This is a genomic window from Kitasatospora sp. NPDC001261 (assembly GCF_042896795.1).
GTDB lineage: Bacteria > Actinomycetota > Actinomycetes > Streptomycetales > Streptomycetaceae > Kitasatospora.
Window position 1 is genome coordinate 66,264 of record NZ_JBIAXP010000040.1, and the last position, 21,643, is coordinate 87,906.

19 protein-coding genes are annotated in these 21,643 nt (G+C 73.1%); 10 read left to right on the top strand and 9 right to left on the bottom strand.

From position 1 onward, the window contains the following. Nucleotides 1-52: 52 nt before the first annotated feature. Complete coding sequence (locus tag ACFY4B_RS38580) at nucleotides 53-1,243, bottom strand: alpha/beta hydrolase family protein (RefSeq protein WP_387975886.1); 1,191 nt, start codon at nucleotides 1,241-1,243, stop codon at nucleotides 53-55. 167 nt (nucleotides 1,244-1,410) lie between these two features. On the opposite strand from ACFY4B_RS38580, the gene ACFY4B_RS38585 reads away from it, so the two are divergent. Together ACFY4B_RS38585 and ACFY4B_RS38590 are read left to right on the top strand one after the other, a co-directional pair. Then, on the top strand, nucleotides 1,411-2,562 hold the full coding sequence (locus ACFY4B_RS38585; protein WP_387975888.1) for a histidine kinase: 1,152 nt from the start codon (nucleotides 1,411-1,413) through the stop codon (nucleotides 2,560-2,562). Continuing rightward, nucleotides 2,559-3,248, top strand: coding sequence for a response regulator transcription factor (locus ACFY4B_RS38590; RefSeq protein WP_049649575.1), 690 nt, complete (start codon nucleotides 2,559-2,561; stop codon nucleotides 3,246-3,248). Before ACFY4B_RS38585 ends, ACFY4B_RS38590 begins: the two co-directional genes overlap by 4 nt. 123 nt (nucleotides 3,249-3,371) lie before the next feature. Here the strand turns inward: ACFY4B_RS38590 and ACFY4B_RS38595 are convergent, their stop codons facing one another. Continuing rightward, a complete protein-coding gene (locus tag ACFY4B_RS38595) occupies nucleotides 3,372-5,123 on the bottom strand; it encodes a peroxidase family protein (RefSeq protein ID WP_387975891.1) in 1,752 nt (583 codons plus the stop codon). A gap of 599 nt (nucleotides 5,124-5,722) precedes the next feature. On the opposite strand from ACFY4B_RS38595, the gene ACFY4B_RS38600 reads away from it, so the two are divergent. The 4 genes from ACFY4B_RS38600 (at nucleotide 5,723) to ACFY4B_RS38615 (ending at nucleotide 7,602) form a co-directional block, all read left to right on the top strand. After that, on the top strand, nucleotides 5,723-5,959 hold the full coding sequence (locus ACFY4B_RS38600; protein WP_143204547.1) for a hypothetical protein: 237 nt from the start codon (nucleotides 5,723-5,725) through the stop codon (nucleotides 5,957-5,959). Between the two features lie 37 nt (nucleotides 5,960-5,996). After that, nucleotides 5,997-6,311 (top strand): hypothetical protein, encoded by a 315-nt coding sequence (locus tag ACFY4B_RS38605; RefSeq protein WP_387975894.1) that lies wholly within the window; start codon nucleotides 5,997-5,999, stop codon nucleotides 6,309-6,311. Then, the gene (locus tag ACFY4B_RS38610; RefSeq protein WP_387975897.1) at nucleotides 6,305-7,036 is read left to right on the top strand and encodes a hypothetical protein; all 732 of its coding nucleotides are present in this window, start codon (nucleotides 6,305-6,307) and stop codon (nucleotides 7,034-7,036) included. Before ACFY4B_RS38605 ends, ACFY4B_RS38610 begins: the two co-directional genes overlap by 7 nt. A gap of 269 nt (nucleotides 7,037-7,305) precedes the next feature. Continuing rightward, a complete protein-coding gene (locus ACFY4B_RS38615) occupies nucleotides 7,306-7,602 on the top strand; it encodes a hypothetical protein (protein WP_387975900.1) in 297 nt (98 codons plus the stop codon). Nucleotides 7,603-7,741: 139 nt separating this feature from the next. On the opposite strand, the gene ACFY4B_RS38620 is transcribed toward ACFY4B_RS38615, so the two are convergent. Beyond that, nucleotides 7,742-7,891, bottom strand: a complete 150-nt coding sequence (locus ACFY4B_RS38620; RefSeq protein WP_387975902.1) for a hypothetical protein — start codon at nucleotides 7,889-7,891, stop codon at nucleotides 7,742-7,744. A 106-nt stretch (nucleotides 7,892-7,997) separates the two neighbouring features. Between ACFY4B_RS38620 and ACFY4B_RS38625 the strand changes: the two genes are divergently transcribed. Beyond that, nucleotides 7,998-9,083: a DUF5937 family protein gene (locus tag ACFY4B_RS38625; RefSeq protein WP_049649569.1), complete on the top strand. Its 1,086-nt coding sequence runs from the start codon at nucleotides 7,998-8,000 to the stop codon at nucleotides 9,081-9,083. Between the two features lie 18 nt (nucleotides 9,084-9,101). On the opposite strand, the gene ACFY4B_RS38630 is transcribed toward ACFY4B_RS38625, so the two are convergent. From ACFY4B_RS38630 to ACFY4B_RS38650, 5 genes are read right to left on the bottom strand one after another with little or no spacing between them, the layout of a single operon-like run. Continuing rightward, on the bottom strand, nucleotides 9,102-10,106 hold the full coding sequence (locus ACFY4B_RS38630; RefSeq protein ID WP_387975905.1) for an ABC transporter ATP-binding protein: 1,005 nt from the start codon (nucleotides 10,104-10,106) through the stop codon (nucleotides 9,102-9,104). After that, on the bottom strand, nucleotides 10,103-11,125 hold the full coding sequence (locus tag ACFY4B_RS38635) for an ABC transporter ATP-binding protein (protein WP_387975907.1): 1,023 nt from the start codon (nucleotides 11,123-11,125) through the stop codon (nucleotides 10,103-10,105). The genes ACFY4B_RS38630 and ACFY4B_RS38635 overlap by 4 nt, the downstream gene beginning before the upstream one ends. Continuing rightward, the gene (locus ACFY4B_RS38640; protein ID WP_387975909.1) at nucleotides 11,122-12,024 is read right to left on the bottom strand and encodes an ABC transporter permease; all 903 of its coding nucleotides are present in this window, start codon (nucleotides 12,022-12,024) and stop codon (nucleotides 11,122-11,124) included. Before ACFY4B_RS38640 ends, ACFY4B_RS38635 begins: the two co-directional genes overlap by 4 nt. Continuing rightward, a complete protein-coding gene (locus ACFY4B_RS38645; protein ID WP_380778576.1) occupies nucleotides 12,011-12,979 on the bottom strand; it encodes an ABC transporter permease in 969 nt (322 codons plus the stop codon). The genes ACFY4B_RS38640 and ACFY4B_RS38645 overlap by 14 nt, the downstream gene beginning before the upstream one ends. Next, nucleotides 12,976-14,532 carry an ABC transporter substrate-binding protein gene (locus ACFY4B_RS38650; RefSeq protein WP_387975912.1) on the bottom strand — a complete coding sequence of 519 codons (1,557 nt, stop codon included), beginning with the start codon at nucleotides 14,530-14,532 and terminating at the stop codon, nucleotides 12,976-12,978. The genes ACFY4B_RS38645 and ACFY4B_RS38650 overlap by 4 nt, the downstream gene beginning before the upstream one ends. Before the next feature lie 247 nt (nucleotides 14,533-14,779). On the opposite strand from ACFY4B_RS38650, the gene ACFY4B_RS38655 reads away from it, so the two are divergent. The 3 genes from ACFY4B_RS38655 to ACFY4B_RS38665 all read left to right on the top strand — a co-directional run bounded on the left by ACFY4B_RS38655 (nucleotide 14,780) and on the right by ACFY4B_RS38665 (nucleotide 18,014). Then, complete coding sequence (locus tag ACFY4B_RS38655; RefSeq protein ID WP_380738320.1) at nucleotides 14,780-15,379, top strand: TetR family transcriptional regulator; 600 nt, start codon at nucleotides 14,780-14,782, stop codon at nucleotides 15,377-15,379. Nucleotides 15,380-15,489: 110 nt separating this feature from the next. Beyond that, entirely contained in the window at nucleotides 15,490-16,245 is a 756-nt protein-coding gene (locus tag ACFY4B_RS38660; protein WP_387975916.1) for a tyrosine-protein phosphatase, read from the top strand. Continuing rightward, a complete protein-coding gene (locus ACFY4B_RS38665) occupies nucleotides 16,239-18,014 on the top strand; it encodes a glycoside hydrolase family 3 protein (RefSeq protein ID WP_387975919.1) in 1,776 nt (591 codons plus the stop codon). The genes ACFY4B_RS38660 and ACFY4B_RS38665 overlap by 7 nt, the downstream gene beginning before the upstream one ends. A gap of 52 nt (nucleotides 18,015-18,066) precedes the next feature. Here ACFY4B_RS38665 and car read toward each other — a convergent pair whose 3' ends face one another. Next, nucleotides 18,067-21,609, bottom strand: coding sequence for a carboxylic acid reductase (car, locus tag ACFY4B_RS38670; protein WP_387975922.1), 3,543 nt, complete (start codon nucleotides 21,607-21,609; stop codon nucleotides 18,067-18,069). Between the last annotated feature and the right edge of the window lie 34 nt (nucleotides 21,610-21,643).

Below are 21,643 nucleotides of genomic sequence, written 5' to 3' on the forward strand. Positions count from 1 at the left end.
CCCGCGGGATTCCCCGGGTCGTGATCCCCGTGCGAGGCCGGCGCCAAGGCGTTCACCGGGCGTAGTCGACCTCGGTGAAGTCGGGGGAGGGGCCGTCGAGCAGCCGCCCCTGGTCGCGGAGGTGGAGGTCGAAGAAGGCTCGCGGGTAGGCGCGTTGGAAGGCCTGTGCCCGGTGCCCGGGAATCGTCCCGACATCCTCCTCCAGATCGGACGCCGACCTGCCCAGGAGGGGGGCGATCAGCGGCAGGATCAGCACGTCGTCGCCGAACGACTGGTGCGCGGCTCCCCGTACGGTCAGGTGCAGGCGCCAGCCGCGCAGGTGCGACCAGAACGCGCGCAGGGCGGGGTTGTTCTCCATGCCGCCCTTGCCGGGGGTGTCCACGACCAGGAACGGACGGTCGAGCCCGGCGTCCACCACCGGGCCCGCCGCGCCCCCGTCCAGGCTCATGCCCGCCGTGATCCGTCCGTCGGTGAGCATCGTCGCGGCGGTGGTGGCGCCGCCCAGGGAGTGGCCGAGCATCCCGACGCGCCGCGGGTCGAGCGCCCCGCGCAGGCCGGCGGGCAGCGGGGTGCGGCAGACGCCGGGGTGGCCACCCGAGCGGAGGACGGCGAGCCGGTCGAGGACGAAGCGGATGTCGTCGGTACGGACCGTGAGGGCCTTGGCGTAGTCGCTGATCCCGCCCGTCGGGTTCGTCTCGACGCGTCCGCCGGGGAAGGCGACCGCCGCCGCGTCGTAGGTGTGGTCGACGGTGACCACCACGAAGCCGTGGCTGGCGAGGTCCTCCACGACGCCGGTGCCGAACGACCGTGACGCGTCGGCGCCGGGGGAGTAGAGCACGACGGGTAGGGGGCCGGGTGGGCCGCCGACGGGAGCGCCCTCGTGGCCGTGGGTGGCTCCCAGCCGTACCCGGCCGGGAGGCAGGCCGAGGATGCTCAGGTACCGGTCGGCCGCCGCCGGAGGCATCCAGGGAACGGTGGGGCGGTCCGCGCGGCCGCGGGCGGGGTACCAGACGCTGATCATCAGCTCACGGCAGGGGCGGGAGGGCACCCAGGGGTCCGGCCGCGCGGTGTCGGCCAGGTGCAGCGCGACCGTGCCCAGCGGGTACGGGCCGCTCGGGGCGGGCAGCTGGAACCGCACGGGTTCCTCCTGCCCCGCTTGCGCGACGGCCGCCGGCGCGAGCGGACCCGGGATCAGGGCGGCGGCCAGTGCGGCGCCCGAGGACAGCAGTGTTCTCCGGTTCATGCGTTCCACTGTTCCGGCCGACGAGCCGGGCGGCTTCGCCCCCGGGGAGGAACCCGGTGTCAGCCCAGGAGGGTACGACGGGCATCGGTCGTGCGGATGACTCAGCCCGTGAGATGACGTCCTCCGGGCTGACGGGTCCTGGGCCCCGCTTGGATAGCGTGGCCGGCATGGGTGACGGTAAGTCACGGCCGCTGGTGGCCGGACGTCTGCGGGACGGACAGTGGCAGGGAGTGGACACGGTCGCGGCCGTGCTCCTCGCCCTGGCGTTCGGCGTGAGCGAGACGCTGAGCGGTGGCTGGGGCGCGGGGGTCGTGGCGGCGGTGGTCTGGCTGCCGGTCGCGGTACGGCGGAGGTGGCCCGTCCGGGTTCTGTACACGGTCCTGGCCGGAGCGGTCCTCGCCGTGGTGTCCACCGGATGGGAGGCGTCCTGGGTCCCGGTCGGGACCGCCCTGTACACGGTGGCGGCGCGGGAACCGCGGCGCCCGTCCGCGACGGCGCTCGGCTGCTCGCTGGGCGCCGTCGCGGCGGCCATGGCCCTCGGACCGCGACCGGTCCCGGCCTCCGAGGTCGCGGGGGGCGTCGTCTTCGCGTCCCTGATGATGACCCTGCCCTGGCTGGTGGGCACCGCGCTGAGGGAGCAGCGGTCGTACGCGGAACTCGCCGCCCGGCAGGCCGTGACGGACGAGCGCCTGCGGATCGCCCGCGAGCTCCACGACGTGGTGGCCCACCATCTGACCGTCATCACGGTCCGGGCCGAGGTGGCCCGCGCGGTGGCCTCCACCAATCCGGAGGAGACCGAGCGGACCCTCGCCCTGGTCGGGACGGCGGGCCGGACGGCGCTCACCGAGATGCGCCGCATGCTCGGCGTGCTGCGCTCACCCGGTGACGGAGCCGAGCTGGGGTCCGCCCCCGGTCTGGCGGACCTGCCCGCGCTCGCGGCCGGCGCGGGCCCGCGCGTGGAGCTGTCCGTCGATCCGGATCCACCGCTCCCCCCGGGGGTGGAACTGGCGGTCTACCGGATCGTCCAGGAGGCCCTCACCAACGTCGTCAGGCACGCGGGATCGGCGGACTGCCGGGTGAGCCTGTCCCGGGTGGATCCCGAGGCGGTCGAGATCGAGGTCGTCAACGACGCGCCGGCCCGGCTCCCGTCTCAGCTCCCGTCCCGGTTCCCGTTCCGGCGTCTCGGCGGCGGGCACGGGCTCGTCGGGATGCGGGAGCGGGCTGCCATGTGCGGCGGGACCCTCTCCGCCGGCCCCCTGGCGACGGGCGGGTTCCGGGTGCACGCGCGGCTGCCCTGCGGATCGGAGGCGGCACGGTGAACCGGCCGGTCCGGGTCCTCATCGCCGACGACCAGGCGCTGTTGCGGACGGGCTTCCGCCTGCTCATCGAGAGCGTGCCGGACCTCGCCGTCGCGGGCGAGGCCGCCGACGGGGAGCAGGCCGTCGAACTCGCCCTGCGGCTGCGGCCCGACGTCGTGCTGATGGACATCCGGATGCCCGGTATGGACGGTCTGGAGGCCACCCGGCGCATCTGCGCGGACCCGGACGCCGTCGGCACCCGCGTGCTGGTCCTCACCACCTTCGACCTGGACGAGTACGTGTACGCGGCACTCCGCGGCGGAGCCAGCGGATTCCTCCTGAAGGACATCCTCCCCGCCGACCTGCTGGCGGCCCTGCGGGTGGTCGCCGCCGGCGACGCCCTGCTCGCGCCCGCCGTCACCCGCCGTCTGATCCGCGAGTTCGCCGGACGCCACGAGCCGCGCCCGCGGCTCGCCCGGGAGCTGGCGGGCCTGACCCCACGGGAACGGGAAGTCCTCCGACTGGTGGCCCGGGGACTGCCCAACCGCGTGATCGCCGAGCATCTGGGGCTGAGCATCGCGACCGTCAAGACCCACGTCCGGCGGCTGCTGGCCAAGCTCGACGCCCACGACCGGGCCCAGCTGGTCGTCATCGCCTATGAGACGGGCGTGGTCACCGCGGGTGGGAACCCCCCGTCCACGGGCTGACGCCTCACCGGCCGGGACGGTGGACCTGATCTTCATCAAGAGCTCCGCCCCCGTTCCCCGCAGCCGACCACGAGCACCGTCGACGTGAGGACCTTTTCGGCGGCCGGGCCCGGGGGCCTGTCGTCACACGAGTCCGGCGATGCGCACGAGGTCCGCCATGTAGAACGTGCCGGGGTCCTTGCCGAACGTCGGCTTCCACGGGTTCGCCGAGTTCCTGCTGTTGTGGCTGAGGTACGAACCCGGGTCGGCCTTGATCAGTGCGGCGATCACCTCGCCGACGACGGCGCTGCCCAGGGTGCCGAGTTTGAGGCTGCCCACGTCCGACTTCTCTTCGAGCGCGCCCTCGCCCAGGACGTAGTACCAGGGCGGTACGTGGTCGAAGTCCTGCAGCCCGAAGTCCTTCGGCGTGTAAGGATCGTGGCCCGAGCTGTACTTCGCGTACACCTCCTTGGCGAGGTCCTCCCCGGAGGGCAGCCCCTTGGTGCCGTCCTTGCGGACGAAGGAGTTCGCGCGGCGCAGGTTCCGGATGGCGATGGAGAGCAGCGGCGAGTAGAGCTGGCCCTGGTAGGGGTTTCCGTCCGGGAGCCCTTCCTTCTCCGTGGAGTCCTCCAGCCACGTCAGGGGGCTGTCGATGGGCGGCGGCATCTGGAGGAAGGCGTGGATGATCTTCCTGTCGAACCTCTTCGCGTACTGGGGTTGCTGCGTGGCCCCCGGGATCACGAAGAACTGGTGCCAGTCGATGACCTGTTCGGTGCGCAGCGGCGAGAACGGTCTGCGGAAGTTGAAGAGGTGGCCGGTCGTGGTGTTGTTGAGGCGGTACTCCTCGACCGGCAGCGAATGCAGCCGGTAGGCGGCGGCGGTGAATTCGAGGGGCAGCGCGACCGGCTTGTCCTGCGGGGGGTTGAAGAGGAGGAAGGGGGCTTCCTTGTTCTCGGCCGCCGCCTTGACCTTCGCGTACACCGAGTCCTTCACGATCCTGGGAAGCCAGTCGTTGAGGATCATCCACTGGTAGTGCCAGACGACCTGTTGCTTGGCCGTGTCGAAGAGGGCGACGTCCGGGACCGAGCCCTTCAGCATGTCGACCACGGCGTTGTGGAACAGCATGAAGGCGTGGTGGATCTGGATCGAGATGATGGTGTTGTCGTTGCGCGGGTCGGCGATGACCGGGACGCCCTGGGGGTTGCGGGGCACGTCGTAGTCGCGGTTCGGGTCGATCCAGAACTTTCCGACGTCGAGGTTGTCGTAGAACGCGAACGACTGGGTCTTGGGACCGAGTCCGTAGACGTGGGAGAGGTCGACCCTGGCGCTGCGGAAGTTCGTCGTGTCCCCGATGGTGTTGCTGTCGAAGGTCACGTCGGCCTGGAAGGTGATGTTGTGGTCGAGGAACTGGCCGAGGTAGGTGTAGCCCGCCGGGATGCCGGCCTCGGCCGGGGCCGTCGACGGCTTCGACGGCTTCGCCAGGTACTTGTCGTCGATCTTCTCGCCGAGCTCGGCGCACTGCCTCTTGTCGAACGGGAGCGGGGGGTTGAGGTCCATCTGACCGCCGGGCGCGCCGAGTTCCTCGATCAGATCGTCGCCCGGCACGTACCCGTGCAGCGCGGGGAACAGCCACGTGTAGGTGCCGGTCTCCACCACCGTGTCCCGGAACGCGACCGGGGTGTGCGGCTCCGCGGGGCGGGTGCCGTCGCCCAGGTCCAGGCGCAGCGGACAGCCGTGGCCGGTGAAGGTGGGGTCGGCGACCCGGAGGCCGTCCGGATTCAGCGCTGCTTGTCCGTCGTGGCCCAGGAGTTGGTCGAGGAGCCGGGCGCGGGCCTCCTCCCGTCGGGTGGCGACGTCGTTGGCGGGCGCGTCGGCCGTCGTGGTGTCCGTGGTCATCGGAGGACTCTTCCTTCCGTCGTCCGGGTGACGGCGCAGGGGGCGCTCTCACCCGGGGGCTTCACGGCCGACTCGGTCACGGCCGCTCCGCACGCATGCCCGCACTCCGCCGTGCGGGTAACCCCGGCCGCCGAACACCACCGCAAAGGCCCGGTGCCTTGACCCGGGCAGCCCGCCCGGGGTGGTGGGCGGTCACCTGTCGGCCCACGATCGGACCGGATACAGCACTTCGGTCCGGAGTTCCTCGGGGCGTGAGCCCGCGGGCCGGTCGCTCCGGGTAGTCGTACCGCACCGGGTTGCGATCGTGGACGGGATGGTGTGCGCTGGGAAGTGTGCGAACCGTCGGCCGGCCGGGCCGGACCCTCGCTCCGGACCCCGGCGGCGCCGAAAGCGGGACGAGGGCGAAGGAGGCGACGGACACCTCGAACGGGGGCAAGCCGGCCGTGACGGACTGACCGGCCGGCGGTCAGGATCCGCAGGGCGAGTCCGGAGATCAGATCATGGGAATAGAATTCACGGTCGTCGATGCCGTCCCATATGAGCACGGCCGCAGCACGGAGCCATTGATATGGCATGGTACTGCCACCTTCAGTCACCCCGTGAAGAATGCCGAAGCCGCTATCCAGGCGTTCTCCCTTGAATTCCTGAGGGGGCCCTACAATCCCGGTGAAGCCCCCTACGGCAAGGAGCACGTCGATTGCTCCGTGGGGAAGCTGACCGGTAATACCGCCGCGGTCCAGGTGACATTCCTGCTGCGTCCGCGGGACGCCGGCCCCGACTACAACTTCCAGGCCTCGGCGCGGATCCTGGTCATCGCCGAGACGGGTGGGATGTAGCGGGAAACGGGAAGGGAAGACAGTGGCCGGAGTGAGTGTGGCGCCGATCATCCAGGTCGAGCAGTGCCATTTCGAGTTTCCGCGGTCCAGCGACGCATCCGTCAGGACCCTGACGCAGCAGTTCTCGTTCGAGCAGTGCGTCAACAGGGTGGTCGCCTTCGTGTCCGGCTACTCCGGGCACTACACCGATGATCCGAACCTGAACATCGGAAAGATCCATGTGAAGGTGGAGGCCAGCCTGGAAGACGCCCAGAAGGGTGGGGTCCTGGTGACGTGTGAATGGGCATTCGATCCCCAGGAGAGTAACTACCCGTCGGCCGGGGAGGTCTGGGCGACCGTGCTGGGATGGTGAGCGGTGTGGAGACCGGAGGCAGCGGCGGCCGGCTGGACGTGACGGCCGAGGACGTCCCGGTCGACCCGGGTTCCGTGGTCACCGCCGCGTTCCGGGTGGTCGACGCGCGGGAGGGGGTCGCGGGCGCGGACCTCGTCCTCACCGCCGATCCGGGGCTGACCTTCGAGGAGGACGTCGTGGGGTTCAGCCGGAACGGAGGCCGGCCGGGGACCTTCCGGGGCGAGCGGTCGCCGGGGAATTCCACCCTGAGGTGCGCGGGCGCCCACCTCGACGTCTACGACAGCGGGGACCGGATCGATCTCGATGTCGCCGTCCGCGTCGGCAGCGGGCTCTCCTCCGGCGATCCCAAGGTTCGGCTGGCCGTCACGAGCCCGCCGGACTGCCCACCGGAGACCTACGGGTCCGGAGACGTGACCGTTCACGTCAAGCGACTCGTTCCCCGCATCGACAGGGTCGACCCCCCTGACGTGGAGGAACGGGGGCCGGTCACTTTCGAGGGCAGCAATCTCGGCCTGGTGCGCTGGGCGGTGTTCGCGGACGAAGACGGCAGGACGGTCATCACGGATGCCAAGGGTAGCGATGTCGGCTACCTGGCGACGTCGAGGCGCCCGCCGGGGCTGGCCAACGGGTGCGGAAAGGTCTGGCTCTCCACTGCCGATGCGCAGAACGAGATCGCGCCGGGCAACACGAGCAATAGTCTGGACATCGTCTTCGAGAATCCGTAGCGGCATCGCGTGTCCCGCCGGATCGGGTTTCTCCCGGGCCGTGCGCAAAGGGGAGTGCTGCGCCCACGTCCCGACAGGGGCATTTTATCAATGATTCGTCAGCGAATCATCTTGGTGGTGATGTTGTTGATGTATCTCCATGAAACCGTGTTTCCCGACCGAATGGGGTTGCCCAGCCGCCGGTGGGCTTTTAGATTGGATTCAGGTCTTGCTCCACCGGGGCTAATTCCGACCGACGGCACGCGTGAGAGAAGAGGAGGCGAGACAGGATGGGCATGCACATTACCTCCGTTTACCCGCCCCAGGTCGAGGCGGGCGGACCGGTTCATCTGGAGGGCAGTGACCTCGGCCTGGTGCGCTGGGCAGTGTTCACGGACGAAGACAGCAAGCACAGCCTGACCGTGCCCGCGAATGGGGTGGACGTCGGCAGGGCGGCCGACTCGGTATGCCCCGACGGTCTGAATACGAGTGAGGGGACGATCGCCCTCTCGGACGCCAAGACGAAGGACAAGGTCAATTCTTCGAACACCAGCAATTCGGTGCCCCTCGGCTTCGTCGGGCGGTGACACCGCGCGCCTGCGTACGAAAAGCGCAGGAGCGACACGAATCCGCCCGCCATCCTGTGATGACGGGCGGATTCGACCTCGGACCCGTGTCCGAGGCATCGCCAAGCCGAGGTGTTCGTAGCACCGCGCGTACGCCTCGCTAGCCCCGCCGGAGTCCGAGGGCCGCGCGGATGCGGCCGACGACCGCCCGCAGGACGGCGAGGTCGTGGGTGCCGGGCAGGGGCGGGGCCGGTTCGCCGCGCTGGGCGGCCCGGTGGCTGTCGAGGAGGTGCTGCTGCAGTGCGTTCATGCCCTCACCCTGCGCCCGGCGCGCCCCTCCCGTCCCGCCGATTGACGGTACTGGTCAAACGACGGGACGGCGCCGCCGCCCGATCCGGCACCATGGTGGGGTGAGCGTGACCATTGACATCACCGGACTGCCGCACGAGCGGATCATCTTCTGCCCCTCGCCGCTGGCCGAACTCGGCAACGCCCTGCACGCGCTGGCCGAGCCCGCTCACCACCCACGCCTGCACGCGTGGACGACGGCGACCTCCGCCACGCTCGAACCGGAGCTCGCCGACCGGCTCGTCGAGGCCGACTTCATGTGGCGCTCGACCCGCTCCGACTTCCTGATGCCGCCCCGGCCCCGGGAGACGCTCGCCGAGGAACTGGACGACCTCGACCAGCTGGACGACGAGACCTTCGTCGGTTCGGCCCTGGAGATCTCCTGCAACAGCAGCCGCTACTCGCAGGGCATGCCCTCGCCGCTGACCGACGGCCGGTCGCGGCGCCGCGCGCTCGACCTCGCCGCCGCGCGGGGCCCGCGCCAGGCGGCCTTCGTCGAACGGACGCTCGCCGACCCCACCGGCACCCGCGCCTGGATCCGGCGCCTCCTGGAGGACTGCGACCGGGCGTTCTTCGCCGACGCCTGGCGCCGCGTCCAGGTCCAGCTCGCCGCCGACGCCCGGCACAAGACCGACCTGCTGCGCCGCAAGGGCCTGGCGGAGGCGCTCGCGGCGACCTCCTCCGTACTGAGCCTGGAGGAGGACGGGCACGGCACCCGCATCGTCGTCGACAAACTGGTGCACGGCCGCACCGAGGCCGGCAGCACGGGCGTCACCCTGCTGCCGACCGTCTTCGGCTGGCCGCACTTCTTCGCCCTGTACGCGCCGGGCTGGCAGCCCGTGATCCAGTACCCGGCCGCCGCCCACGAGGTCGGCGGCGCCGAGTCGGTGGAGACGGTGAAGCTGCGCCTGGAGGCGCTGACCCACCCGATGCGGATGAACCTGTGCCGCCACCTCGCGCGCGGGGCGTACTCGACGAGCGAGCTGGCCGACTCACAGGACATCACCGCACCGGAGGTCTCCCGCCACCTCGCCGTCCTGCGCAAGGCCGGGCTGCTCACCACCCGCCGCCGGGGCCGCTACGTCCTCCACCAGCTCGACCTGTCGGTCGTGGCCCGGATCGGCAGCGACTTCCTGGAGTCCGTCCTGCGCTAGCTGTACTGACCACGGAGGTCAGGCCCGGGCGGCGCCGACCAGCGGGCGGTGGCAGGCCACCGTGCGGCCGGGTGCCACGTCCCGGTGGCGGGGCTCCTCGGCGGCGCAGCGGGAGTCGGCCAGGGGGCAGCGGGTGCGGAAGCGGCAGCCGCTGGGCGGGGCGAGCGGGGAGGGCGGGTCGGCGGGGAGCAGGCCGGTGTCGCGCAGCGGGCGGCCGGGTTCGGGGACGGCGGCGAGCAGGGCGGCGGTGTAGGGGTGGGCCGGGGCGGCGAGCACGGCCTCGGTGGGGCCGCGCTCGCAGACCCGGCCGAGCTGGAGCACGGCCACCTCGTCGCTCACCGCCCGGACCACGCCGAGGTCGTGGGAGATGAACAGGCCGGCCAGTCCGCGCTCCTCGGTGAGCCCGCGCAGCAGGTTGAGCACGGTGGCCTGGGCCGAGACGTCGAGCGCGGAGACCGCCTCGTCGGCGATCAGGACGCGCGGCCCGGCGGCCAACGCCCGGGCGATGGCGACCCGTTGGGCCTGTCCGCCGGAGAGCTGGTGGGGCCGGCGGTCGCCGAACAGGGCGGGCGGCAGGCCGACGGCCTCCAGCTGCCGGGTGACGGTCTCCTCGCGGTCGCGGGCCGGGTCGGGGTGGGCGTCGAGGGGTTCGGCGACGAGGTCGCGGACCCGGCGGCGCGGGTTGAGGGAGGAGAGCGGGTCCTGGAAGACCATCTGGAGGCGGGGCCGGACGGCCCGCAGGGCGCGCGGGGAGAGCGCGGCGAGGTCGGTGCCGTCGAGGGTGACGGTGCCGGTGGTGGGCGGGGGCAGCCGTAGCAGGGCCTTGGCGATGCTGCTCTTGCCAGAGCCGGACTCGCCGACCAGGGCGAGGGTGCGGCGCGGGTACAGGGCCAGGTCGACGCCGCTGACGGCGTGCAGCGGGCCGGAGCGGGTGCGGTGGACGACGCTCAGGCCGGTGGCCTCCAGGACGGGCCGTCCCGGTGTGGCGGCGTCGGGGCCCACGGCTTCGGGGGAGGTGGTCATGCCGCGGGCTCCAGTTCCTCGGGGGTGGTGATGTCGGCTTCGGTGAGCGGGAAGTGGCAGTCGGCGGTGTGACCGTCCGCCGAGGTGTGGGCGGGCGGCGCGGTCGTGGTGCAGAGCTCCGTCGCCCGTTCGCAGCGCGGGGCGAAGGGGCAGCCGGGGGTGGGCCGGGTGAGGTCGGGCGGCGAGCCGGGGATGGCGGGCAGGGTGCGGCGCAGCGGGCCGGTGACCCGGGGGACGGAGCGCAGCAGGGCCGCGGTGTAGGGGTGCCGGGGGGTGCGGGTGACGGCCTCGGTGGGGCCGGTCTCGACGATCCGGCCGCCGTACATGACGGCGATGCGCCGGGCCCGCCCGTACAGCAGGCCGATGTCGTGGGTGATCAGCAGGGTGGCCAGGCCCCGTTCGACCCGGTGCTGGTCGAGCAGGTCGAGGACGGTGCGCTGGACGGTGACGTCGAGGGCGGTGGTGGGTTCGTCGGCGAGCAGCAGCGCGGGTTCGCCGGCCAGGGCGGCGGCGATGCCGACGCGCTGGCGCAGGCCGCCGGAGAGCTCGTGCGGGTGGGCGCGGGCCCGCCGGGCGGGGTCGGGGACGTCGACGGCGGCGAGCAGTTCGGCGGCGGTGCGCAGCCGTTCGCGCCGGGAGAGGCGGCGCCGGTTGGTGATCGACTCGGTGACCTGGTCGGCGATCCGGACCACCGGGTTGAGCGAGGTCATCGGGTCCTGGTGGACCATCGCGATGCCGGTGCCGAGCAGTTCGGCGCGGCGGGCGGGGGTGGCGGCGAGCAGGTCCTCGCCGTTCAGCCGGATCTCGCCGGTGGCGACGGCCCTGGTGGTGCGGGACTCGACGCCGAGGACGGTACGGGCGAGCACGGACTTGCCGGAGCCGGACTCGCCGACCACGCCGAGGCACTCGCCGGCCGCGATGCTCAGGCCGACGCCGTGCAGGACGTGCAGGGCGCGGCCGTCGGGGGTGTGCAGGACGGTGTCCAGCGAGCGGACGTCGAGGACGGGGGCGGAGGTCATCCGCGCACTCCCTTCTTCGTGGGGGGCTTCGGGGCGGTGGCCTTCGCGGCGGCGGGAGCGCCCGAACGCAGCTGCTCCCCGAGGTAGTTGAGGGCGAGGACGGTCAGGCAGAGCACCGCCGCGGGCGCCAGCGAGATCCACGGCGCGCTGCCGAGCGCGGTGCGGCCCTCGGCGATGATGCCGCCCCAGGAGGGCTCCGGCGGGCGCAGCCCGAAGCCGAGGAAGCTGAGCGAGCCCTCGGCGACGATGGCGACGGTGGTGGCGGTGAAGGCGAAGGTGAGGGCGACCGGCACGACGTGCGGGACGATCTCGCGGCGCAGGATCCGCGGCGGGGCGGTGCCGATCATGCGGGCGGCCTGGACGAAGCCGCGCTCGCCGAGCGAGAGCACGACGGCGCGCACCACCCGGGTGAAGTGCGGGACGGTGAACAGCCCGATGAGGGTGCCGATCACGGTGAGGCTCGGGCCGCGCAGCGAGACCGTGATCATCACCAGGATCAGGCTGGGCACGGACATCAGCAGGTCGGTCGCGAAGCCGATCGCCTTGTCGACCGGGCCGCGGAACCAGCCGGCGGCGAGGCCGAGCGCGCCGCCGCCGAGCAGGCCGACCAGGATGGTCAGGGCGGCGACGGTGAACGAGGCGCGGGCGCCGGCGACGGTGCGTTGCAGGACGTCCCGTCCGGCGGCGTCGGTGCCCAGCCAGTGGCCGGGGCCGGGGGCGGCGGAGGGGTGGGCGAAGTCGCCGTGCAGCGGGTCGAAGCCGGGCATCAGGGGCAGCAGCAGGGCGGCGAGGGCGACCAGAGCCAGCCAGGCCGCGGCGGCGAGCACACCGGCCGGGGGCCGGCGCCGGGCGGTGCGGGCCTGAAGAACGGTGACGACGGTGGTCTCAACGGTGCTCATGGGCGATCCTCGGGTCGATCGTGCGGTACAGCAGGTCGACCGCGAAGGTGGCCGCGACCACGCCGAGGGCGCTGACCACCACGACGGCCTGGACGACCGGGAAGTCCCGGCCGGCGATGGCGGCGGAGGCCAGGCTGCCGACGCCGGGCACCGCGAACAGCGACTCGACCAGCACCGACCCGCCGAGCGAGGTCCCGATGCCGATCCCGATCAGCGTCACCAGCGGCAGGCTGGACGGCCGCAGGGCGCGGCGCAGCAGCAGCCGGGTGGTGCCCATGCCGCGGCTGCGGGCGGCGGCGATGTACGGCTGGTCGAGGGTGTCGAGCAGTTGTCCGCGCAGGGTGCGGGTGAACACGGCGGCCTCGGTGAGGCCGAGAGTGAGCGCGGGCAGCACCAGGTGGCGGAGGTTCTCGGCCGGGTCCTCGGTGAACGGGGTCCAGCCGGTGGCGGGCAGGACGCGCAGCTGGACGGCGGCGATCCAGATCAGCAGCAGGCCGAGGGCGAAGCCGGGGACGGCGAGCCAGCCGAAGGTGCCGGCGGTGGCGATCCTGTCGAAGGTGCCGCCGGGCCGCCAGGCGGAGAGCAGGGCGACGGGCACGGCCAGGAGGAGCGCCACCAGCTGGGCGGCGAGGAAGAGTTCGAGGGTGACGGGGATGCGGTCGGCGAGTTCGGTGGTGACGGCGGCTCCGGTGGACAGCGAGTGGCCGAGGTCGCCGTGCAGGGCGTCGCCGATCCACTGCCAGGTGGCGGCGAACAGGTTGCGGTCCAGGCCGAGCCCGGCCTCGTAGGCGGAGATCTGCTCGGGGGTGGCGGTGGGGCCGAGGGCGGCGACGGCGGGCGAGCCGGGCATCAGGTGGGGCAGGGCGAGGGCGGCGACGGTGACCAGCAGCAGGACGGCCGCGGCGCGGCCGACCCGTCCGCCGTACCGCAGGGCGGTCCGGGTGCCGGGGGTCATCGCTTCACCCACAGGGTGGCGGGGGAGACGTTGAGGACGGTGCGCTTGGAGAGGTCGGGCAGGCCGCCGACCTTGGCGGTGGAGAGGAAGCCGACGGTGTTCTCGGTGAGGAAGGCCATCGGCGCCTCGTCGACGACCCGCCGGGCGGCCTGGCCGTAGGCGGCCGAGCGCTTGGCGGGGTCGGTCGAGGCGCGGCCCTCGGTGATCGCCTTGGCGGCCTCCGGGTCGGTCCAACCCATGAAGTTGTACGGCGAGTTCGGCAGGTAGAGGCTGCCGAGCGCGGTGTCGGTGTCGCCGAACATGCTGGTGATGAAGTCCAGCACCTGGAACTTGCGCTGGAGCATCGCGGTGCCCAGGCTCGCGTTGTCCATCGGTTTGATGGTCATCCTGATCCCGGCCTCGCCGAGCATCTGCTGGAGCACGGTGGCGCGCTGCTGGGCCTCGGGGCGGCTGTCGACGAGGTAGTCGAAGGCGAGGTCGGGGTGGCCGGCCTCGGCGAGCAGGGCGCGGGCCCTGGCCGTGTCGTGGGCCGGGTACGCGCCGGCGGTGCGGTACGGGGAGCGGGAGCCGATCGGGCCGTCGGAGACGGCGCCCTGGCCGAGGAAGACGACCTTCTCCAGGGCCTCGCGGTCGATCGCGTACTGCACGGCCCGGCGGACCCGGACGTCGTCGAAGGGCGCGGCCTTGGTGTTGAAGACGACGGTGCTGGTGGAGCCGGGCCCGGTGGCGGTGCGCAGCCCGTCGGCGGCGGCCTGCTTGAGCTGGCCGGGCGTCTCGGTCCAGATCAGGTCGGTGTCGCCGGAGCGCAGCGACTGGTAGCGGCTGTCGGCGTCGGACAGCACCCGGTAGACGAGCTTGTCGGCGTGGCCCTTGGTGCCCCAGTAGGCGGGGTTGCGGGCGAGGGTGACGGAGACTCCGGGCTGCACGCTCTCCACGGTGTACGGGCCGGAGCCGACGGCGGGGGAGTCGCCGGCCGGCGCCTCGGAGACGTACCCGAGGGATCGGGTGAACAGGTTGGGGAAGGCGGCGTCGGGGGCCTTGAGGGTGAAGGCGACGGTGGTGGGGCCGGTGACGGCGGTGGTGGCGATGGCGGCCGCGTCGAGGGCGCAGGCGCACTTGCTCTCCGGCTTGGCGAGCCGGGCGACGTGGTCGGCGACGGCCTGGGCGTCCAGCGGCTTGCCGTCGCTGAAGGTCACGCCCTCGCGCAGGTCGAGGGTCCAGACCGTGGCGTCCGCGTCGGGGGTGAAGGACTTGGCGAGGTACGGCTGGACGGTGCCGTTGTCGCCGTTGACCATCAGCGGGTCGTACAGGGCGTTGGCGAGGACCATCATCGGCATCTGGATCAGCGTTCCGTCGGCCGGGTCGAGCTTGGCGAACGGCCGGTCCAGGCCGATCTTGAGCGTGCCGCCGTCCACGGCCGGCCCGTCGGCCGCCGCACCGGTGTTCCCGGCGGCGCCGCCGGTGCCGGACAGCGCGTCGTCGGAGGCGGAGCAGGCGGTGAGGGTGAGGGCGGCGGCGAGGGCCGCCGATGCCAGGAGGTAGTGCCGCTTCATGGTTCCTCGGTTCGGGGGAGTGGGGGCGGCCAGGGGGAGTGCGGCCGCCGACGCGACACACCATTCCGGAAGTGGCAGGACTGCCAAAAGGCAGTTGTGCAAATTCCGGATGACGAAACCCGGAAGAGTCGGCGCTCGCCTTGAGCGGGCGCGGCCGGACGTGGTTCCGTACTCATGGCGGCCCCCTCGGCGGCCCCACCCACCGACACGACCGACACTCAACTCACCGAACGGGAGCGGAAGAACGATGCAGGGGACGGACACCGCGGCGGAGCAGGGCATGCGCGACCGGAAGAAGGCGCGCACCCGCGACAGCATCCGCAGCGCGGCGCTCGACCTCTTCGAGGAGCAGGGCTACGAGCGCACCACCGTGGACCGGATCTGCCGCCGCGCCGACGTCGCCCACCGCACCTTCTTCCGCTACTACCCGGCCAAGGAGGCGCTGCTGTTCGGCTGGGACTTCGGCCAGGTCGTCCTCGACGCCTTCGCCGCCGCCCCCGCCGAACTCCCGCTCTGGGCCGCGCTCGACCACGCGCTGACCGTCACCGGCGGACGGCTGGAGGAGCCCGTCGAGCACACCGAGCGCCGCCGCCGGCTGCGCCGGGGCCTGCTCGACGTGCACTCCGTGCACAACTACGCCCTGGTCGTCATCGACGCCTTCACCGAACGCACCGTCACCATCGCCGCCGAGCGTCTCGACGTCGACCCGGCCACCGACCTGCGTCCGACCGCGCTCGGCGCGATGTTCGGCGGCATGGTGCGGCGCCACGTCCTGATCGGCTCGGAGAGCGGCACCCTGACCGACTGGGTCAGGGCCTACCGGGACGTGCTCGCCACCGCGGGCTGACCCGACCCCGTACCCCGTCCTTCCCGGGCGCGCCGCCGGCCGCCCGGACGGCACCGCACGCCCTCTTCCCCTTTTGCACACCCCCCCCGCACGACCCGAAAGGCCTCCGCATGTCCCTGGTCAACTTCCGCGACCCCGCAGTGCTCGCCGACCCCGCGAGCCGCTGGATCCGTCCCGGCGCCCTGTTCCGCTCCGCCCAGCCCTTCCCCGCCGCCGACGCCGCCGTCGTCGCCCAGCTGGGCGAGCACGGCATCACCACCGTCGTCGACCTCCGGGGCGAGGCCGAGACCGGCCCCGAGGACTGGGCCGCCGCCGAGGCCGCCGGCATCGCCGTCGTCGCCGCCCGGATCGAGCCGACCAACGACGAACTCGCGCGGGCCATGCGGACCATGACCACCGCCGAGGACCTCGGCGCCTTCTACCTGCTGATGGCCGAGTCCGCGCCGCGGGCCCTCGCCGCCGCCGTGGAGGCCACCGTCCGCCCCGGCGGGGTGCTGGTGCACTGCGCCGCCGGCAAGGACCGCACCGGGCTGCTCACCGCGCTGCTGCTGGAGCTGCTCGGGGTGCCGGCCGAGGAGATCGTCGCCGACTACGCCCGCACCAACGAGGCGATCCAGCAGATCTGGGCCGGGCTCGCCGACCGCAACCGTGCCGCCCTCAACGAGGTCGAGGCCGGCCGGATGGTCGTCCCCGCCCCGCTGCTGGAGGCCCCCGCCGGGGCGATGAGCGCCTTCCTCGACCTGGTCCGGGCCGGGCACGGCGGCGCCGCCGGCTTCCTGGCCGCCTGCGGGGTCACCGCCGAGACGATCGAGGCCTTCCGCGCCAAGGCCGCCGCGTCGAACACCGCCGAGGTGACGGCATGCTGACCGTCCTGCGCCACACCGACGGCACGCCCTTCCGCGACCTCAACCACAACGGCACCATGGAGCCCTACGAGGACCCGCGGCTGCCCGTCGAGGAGCGGGTCGAGGACCTGCTGGCCCGGATGACCCCGGAGGAGAAGGCCGCGCAGATGCTGCACGGCCGGATGCTCCCCGGCGACCAGGGCCCGTTCCCCTCCGGCGCCCGCCTGATCACCGAACGCGGCCTCACCCACTTCGCCATGATGGCCGTCCCCGACCCGCGCGCGATGGCCGCCTGGAACAACCACGTCCAGGACCTCGCCGCGGCCGCCCGGCTGGGCATCCCCGTCACCCTCTCCTCCGACCCCCGGCACGGCTTCACCGCCAACCCGGCCACCGCCCACACCGGCGGCGGCTTCAGCACCGGCCCCGAGCCGATCGGCCTCGCCGCCACCGACGACCCCGACCTGGTGCGCCGCTACGCCGACCTGATCCGCCGCGAGCTGTGCGCCGTCGGCATCCGGGTCGCCATCCACCCGATGGCCGACCTCGCCACCGAGCCCCGCTGGGCCCGGATCAGCGGGACCTTCGGGGAGGACCCGGAGCGCGCCTCGCGGATGATCGCCGCCTACATCGAGGGCCTCCAGGGCGGGCCGATCGGCCCGGACAGCGTCGCCTGCATGACCAAGCACTTCCCCGGCGGCGGCCCGCAGGCCGGCGGCGAGGACTCGCACTTCGCCGCCGGACGTCGACTGGTCTACCCCGGCGGCGAGTTCGAGACCCACCTGCGGCCCTTCGAGGCGGCCTTCGCCGCGGGCACCGCGCAGATCATGCCCGCCTACGCGATCCCGTCCGGCAGCGGCCTCGCCGAGGTCGGCGCCAACTTCAACCGGGACGTCATCACCGGCCTGCTGCGCGGTCGTTACGGCTTCGACGGCGTGGTCTGCACCGACTTCAACGCCATCACCGGCATGGACGTCCCCGGCGTGGTCACCCTGCCGCCGCGGCACTGGGGCGTCGAGGAGCTGTCCGTCGCCGAGCAGGTCGCGCTCACCCTGGACGCGGGCGCCGACCAGCTCGGCGGCGAGACGGACCCGGAGCTGATCCTGGCCGCCCTCCGCTCCGGTGCGGTCACCGAGGCCCGGCTGGACGAGTCCGTCCGCCGCATCCTGCGCGACAAGTTCCGCCTCGGCCTCTTCGACGACCCGTACGTCGACCCGGACGCCGCCGCCGAACTGGTCGGCGCCCCGGAGGGCCGGGCGCTCGGCCTGGAGGTCCAGCGCCGCTCCGTGGTCCACCTGGCCGGCGAGCCGCGCACCGCCACCCGGCTGTACGTCGAGGGCGTCGACCCGGCCGTCGCCGCCCGGTACGGCACTGTCGTCGATGACCCGGCGCTGGCCGACCTGGCCGTCGTCCGCCTCGCCACCCCGTACGAGCGGCGCGAGGGCCTGCTGGAGCGGCACTTCCACAGCGGCTCGCTGGAGTTCGAGCCGGCCGAGGCGGACCGGCTCGCCGCGCTGGCCGCCGTCGTCCCCACGGTCTTCGCGGCCCAGCTGGAGCGGCCCGCGGTGCTGACCCCGCTCGCCCCGCACGCGGCCCTGCTGATCGGGGAGTTCGGCGCCGCCGACGAGGTCGTCCTGGACGCCGCGCTCGGCCGCGCCCCGATGACCGCGACTCTGCCGTTCGACCTGCCCGCCTCGGACGCCGCGGTGGCCGCGGCCCGCGAGGACGTCCCCTTCGACACCCGCGCCCCGCTCTTCCGCCACGGCCACCGCGCCGGCGCCGGGAGCTGAGCCGGGCCCGCCGCGGGGCCGATGGGGCCCCGCGGCGGCCACGGGGGTGGTGTCAGACCAGGCGGTGCGCCCGGAGGTCGGCCACGTACTTGGTGATCAGGTCCGGTGACAGCCGGGGGATGTCGTTCCCGTCGCCGAGGGCCGCGGCCCGGACCGCCGCCCGGAACCGGTCCGCCGGCAGGGCGGATCCGGCGACCGGTTGGGCCGGCTCGGCGAAGGCGTGCAGCAGCGGGAGCAGCGAGTGCTGCCGCCGGCGGTCGGGCAGGCCGTGCAGGGCGGTCTCGAAGCGCTCGATCCACTCGGCGTGGTCCTGGACGCGGGTCAGCGGGTGCCCGGCCGCCGCCAGCCAGTCGACGACGGTGTCGAGCGAGATGCCGTCGTCGTGCGGGTTGACCACGTTGTACGTCCGGTAGCCCTCCCGTGCGTCGTCGCCGAGCGCGGTGACGGCCCGCGCGGTGAAGTCCACCGGGAGCGCGTCGTAGTGCGGGCGGCCGTCGCCGGTGCCCCGGGCGTAGAAGCTGCCGGGTGCGACGCCCGTCGCCAGCAGGCTCAGCACGAGGCGGGTGAAGACGTCCGGGACGTTGAGCTGACCGCGGTAGCGCGGGTGCGCGAGGATCATGTTCGAGCGGAAGACGGCGACCGGCAGGCCGAACCTCTCGTGCGCCTCGCGCAGCAGCACCTCGCCGGCCCACTTGCTGGCCGCGTAGCCGTCGGCGTAGTCACCGTCGAGGTCGCGTACCCCGCCGGCGGTGCGGATGTCCGCCCACTCGTCGGCGGCCGCCGCGTTCCCGAAGACGACGGCGACCGTCGACAGGTAGGTGAACCGCTTGGTCCGGGAGGTGACCGCGAGCCTGATCAGTTCGGCCGTTCCCAGCACGTTGGGGCCGAACAGCTGGCCGTAGGGCAGGACGTGGTTGACCTGTGCCGCCGGGTGGACGATCAGGTCCACGGTGTCGGCCAGTCGCTGCCAGGTCTCCTCGTCGAGCCCGAGACGCGGCTCCCCGATGTCGCCGGCGACCACCCGGAGGTGCCGGGCGGCGGCCGCGCGGTAGCGCTCCACGAGGTCCGGGTCGCCGCTGTCGAAGGCCGCGTCGAGCCGGGCCCGGGCCTCCTCGGTGCAGGAGCCGCGGACCACGCACACCAGCGTGCCGCCGCGCTCCGCCACGCGCTCCAGCCATTCGAGGCACAGGAAGCGGCCCAGGTAGCCGTTGGCGCCGGTCAGCAGGACGGTCCGGGCCTCGGGCAGCGGCCCGGCCGGCCTCCGCCCTTCGGCCTGCTCGACGGTGCGCGGGTCGAGGAACGCCTCCAGCCGCAGCTGGGCCGCGTCGAGCCGCGTCGCGTCCGGGCCGTGGACGCTGTCGGCGGTGGGGCGGCGGTGGTCCGCCGCGAGCGCCCGCTCGACGTGATCGGCCACCTGCCGCAGCGAGTTGACCGGGTTGACGATCACGTCGACCGGGACGTCGACGTGGAAGATCTCCTTCATCAGCTGGGAGAACGACAGCGCCGTGAGGCTGTCGCCGCCGAGTTCGAGGAAGCGCGTGTCGGGCTCCACGACACCCTCGTCCAGTCCCAGGAGCGCCTGCGCGGCCCGGAGCACGGTCGCCGGCAGCGGCTGGTCGGTGCCGGCCTGGCGCAGCGTCCGGAGCTCCTCGGCCTCGCGGTCGGACAGCTCGGTGTACAGCGCTTCGAGACGCTCGCCGTACCGCTTCGTCAGGGCCGGCCGCAACGGCTTGCGCACCCCGGAGAGCAGCCCGTTCTCCTGGGTGAACGGCTCGGTCTCGACGAGCAGGTCCCGGGGGATCTCGTAGGAGTTCAGCCCCGCCCCGGCGGCGGTCTCCCGCAGGGACTCCCGCAGGACCGCCCTGAGGCGCCGGGCGTCTCCGTCGACGCGGTCGAGGGCGTCCCGGGTCGGCACGACGACCGCGAGCAGGTAGGCGCGGGCGCCGCTGCCGTACAGGAAGACCTGCCGGACGGCCGGGCTGCCGGTGAAGAGCGCCTCCAGGCGGGAGACGGCGACGAACTCGCCCTGGGACAGCTTGATGACGTTGGAGCGGCGGTCGACGTACCGCAGTTCGTCGGGGCCGAGCCGGGCCATGATGTCGCCCGTGTGGTAGAAGCCGTCCTCGTCGAAGACCTCGGAGGTGGCGTCCGGGCGCCGGAAGTATCCCGGGACGAGCCGCTCGGACCTGATCAGCAGTTCGCCCCTGGGGTACGGCGTGTCGGTGCCGAAGTATCCCAGCTCGGGCACGTCGACCAGCTTGTGGTCGGTCACCGGCGGGCGCTGCACCCGGCCGTCGAGGAAGACGACCCCGCCCTCCGTCGACCCGTAGCCGTCGATCAGCCTGACCTGGAAGCAGTCCTCGACGAAGGCCGTGGTCTCGGCGCTCGGCGGGGCCGAGGCGCTGACGGCCGACAGGAGGCGGCCGCCCATGACCTCCTCCCGCAGCTCCTCCATCACCTGCCCGGCGCTCACCTGCTCGGCCGCGTCGCCGCCGGTCCCGGCCCGGCGGGACAGCTCCGCCCGGTAGTGCTGGAGGAGCAGGTCGGAGATGCGGGGCACCATGAGCAGCTCGGTGGGACGGACCAGGGAGAGGTCCTCGAGGAGCGTCGACAGGTCACTGGACGCCGCGAAACAGGCGAGGCCCCCCTTGGCGAGCGTCCCGAACAGCGCGCCCCTGCCCATCACGTGGCTCAACGGCAGGAAGTTGAGCACGATGGCGGGCCGCACCGGCCGGCCGGGCACGTAGTCGAGCCAGAAGCTCCGGACCAGACGCTCGGTGTACACGGCCCCCTTGGGGGTGCCGGTGCTTCCCGAGGTGTAGATCAGCGAGCTCAGCGTGTCGGGCGCCGATCCGTCGGGGACCCGGGGGAGCGGCGGCAGCGCCCTTCCCCGCTCGACGGTCGACGCCAGCGTGTCCAGGGCCACCCCGCGGCCCAGCGCCGCGAGCCGGGCGCGCGCGGACTCCAGCTCCTCCTGGTGGGCGGTGGCCTCGGGCCGGTGGCCGATGACCACGATCCTGCCCAACGAGGCGGCGTTCGCCGCGAGTTCGAGCGCGACGTCCAGCTGGTCGACGTCCACCACGAGCAGGCGCGGTGCGGTCTGCTCGACGACGGGGGCCAGGTGCGCCGCCGAAGCCCCCGACTGGAGCGGGACGGACACCGCGCCGGAGCGGACACAGGCCAGGTCCGCCACGGCGTACTCGGCGCTCGTGGGCCCGAGGAGGGCGACGAAGTCGCCGGGGCGCAGCGGATGTTCGGGGTGGTGGCGCCACTCGGAGGCCACCGCGCCCACCCGCTCCCGGAGTTCGCCGTAGGTGAGGGTGTCGAACCGCGGCAGGAGGCGCAGCGTGGTGCGGCCCGTCTCCGGGTCGGTGACCGGCTCGGTGGCGCGCTCGCCCAGGGCGGGGCGGTCGGCGTACGCCTCCAGCACGGTGGCCACCAGTTCGGCGAGCGGCAGGTCGGGGCGGCGGATCGCCTCGGTGACGGCGTCCAGGGGTGCGGTGTCGCGGAACTGGGCGTCGGTCGCGTACAGGTGGGCGCTTCGTCGGTCGGTACGCGCGTCGAGTTCGTCGGCGGGGAGGTGCGAGAGGGACACGAATGATCTCCTATGCAGCCGAGAAAATCCTGTT

What these genes read in the sequence shown, in the direction of transcription:
- ACFY4B_RS38580 (WP_387975886.1), bottom strand. Translation starts at nt 1,243, where the DNA reads ATGAACCGGAGAACACTGCTGTCCTCGGGCGCCGCACTGGCCGCCGCC.
- ACFY4B_RS38585 (WP_387975888.1), top strand. Translation starts at nt 1,411, where the DNA reads ATGGGTGACGGTAAGTCACGGCCGCTGGTGGCCGGACGTCTGCGGGAC.
- ACFY4B_RS38595 (WP_387975891.1), bottom strand. Translation starts at nt 5,123, where the DNA reads ATGACCACGGACACCACGACGGCCGACGCGCCCGCCAACGACGTCGCC.
- ACFY4B_RS38610 (WP_387975897.1), top strand. Translation starts at nt 6,305, where the DNA reads ATGGTGAGCGGTGTGGAGACCGGAGGCAGCGGCGGCCGGCTGGACGTG.
- ACFY4B_RS38615 (WP_387975900.1), top strand. Translation starts at nt 7,306, where the DNA reads ATGGGCATGCACATTACCTCCGTTTACCCGCCCCAGGTCGAGGCGGGC.
- ACFY4B_RS38620 (WP_387975902.1), bottom strand. Translation starts at nt 7,891, where the DNA reads ATGAACGCACTGCAGCAGCACCTCCTCGACAGCCACCGGGCCGCCCAG.
- ACFY4B_RS38630 (WP_387975905.1), bottom strand. Translation starts at nt 10,106, where the DNA reads ATGACCACCTCCCCCGAAGCCGTGGGCCCCGACGCCGCCACACCGGGA.
- ACFY4B_RS38635 (WP_387975907.1), bottom strand. Translation starts at nt 11,125, where the DNA reads ATGACCTCCGCCCCCGTCCTCGACGTCCGCTCGCTGGACACCGTCCTG.
- ACFY4B_RS38640 (WP_387975909.1), bottom strand. Translation starts at nt 12,024, where the DNA reads ATGAGCACCGTTGAGACCACCGTCGTCACCGTTCTTCAGGCCCGCACC.
- ACFY4B_RS38645 (WP_380778576.1), bottom strand. Translation starts at nt 12,979, where the DNA reads ATGACCCCCGGCACCCGGACCGCCCTGCGGTACGGCGGACGGGTCGGC.
- ACFY4B_RS38650 (WP_387975912.1), bottom strand. Translation starts at nt 14,532, where the DNA reads ATGAAGCGGCACTACCTCCTGGCATCGGCGGCCCTCGCCGCCGCCCTC.
- ACFY4B_RS38655 (WP_380738320.1), top strand. Translation starts at nt 14,780, where the DNA reads ATGCAGGGGACGGACACCGCGGCGGAGCAGGGCATGCGCGACCGGAAG.
- ACFY4B_RS38660 (WP_387975916.1), top strand. Translation starts at nt 15,490, where the DNA reads ATGTCCCTGGTCAACTTCCGCGACCCCGCAGTGCTCGCCGACCCCGCG.
- ACFY4B_RS38665 (WP_387975919.1), top strand. Translation starts at nt 16,239, where the DNA reads ATGCTGACCGTCCTGCGCCACACCGACGGCACGCCCTTCCGCGACCTC.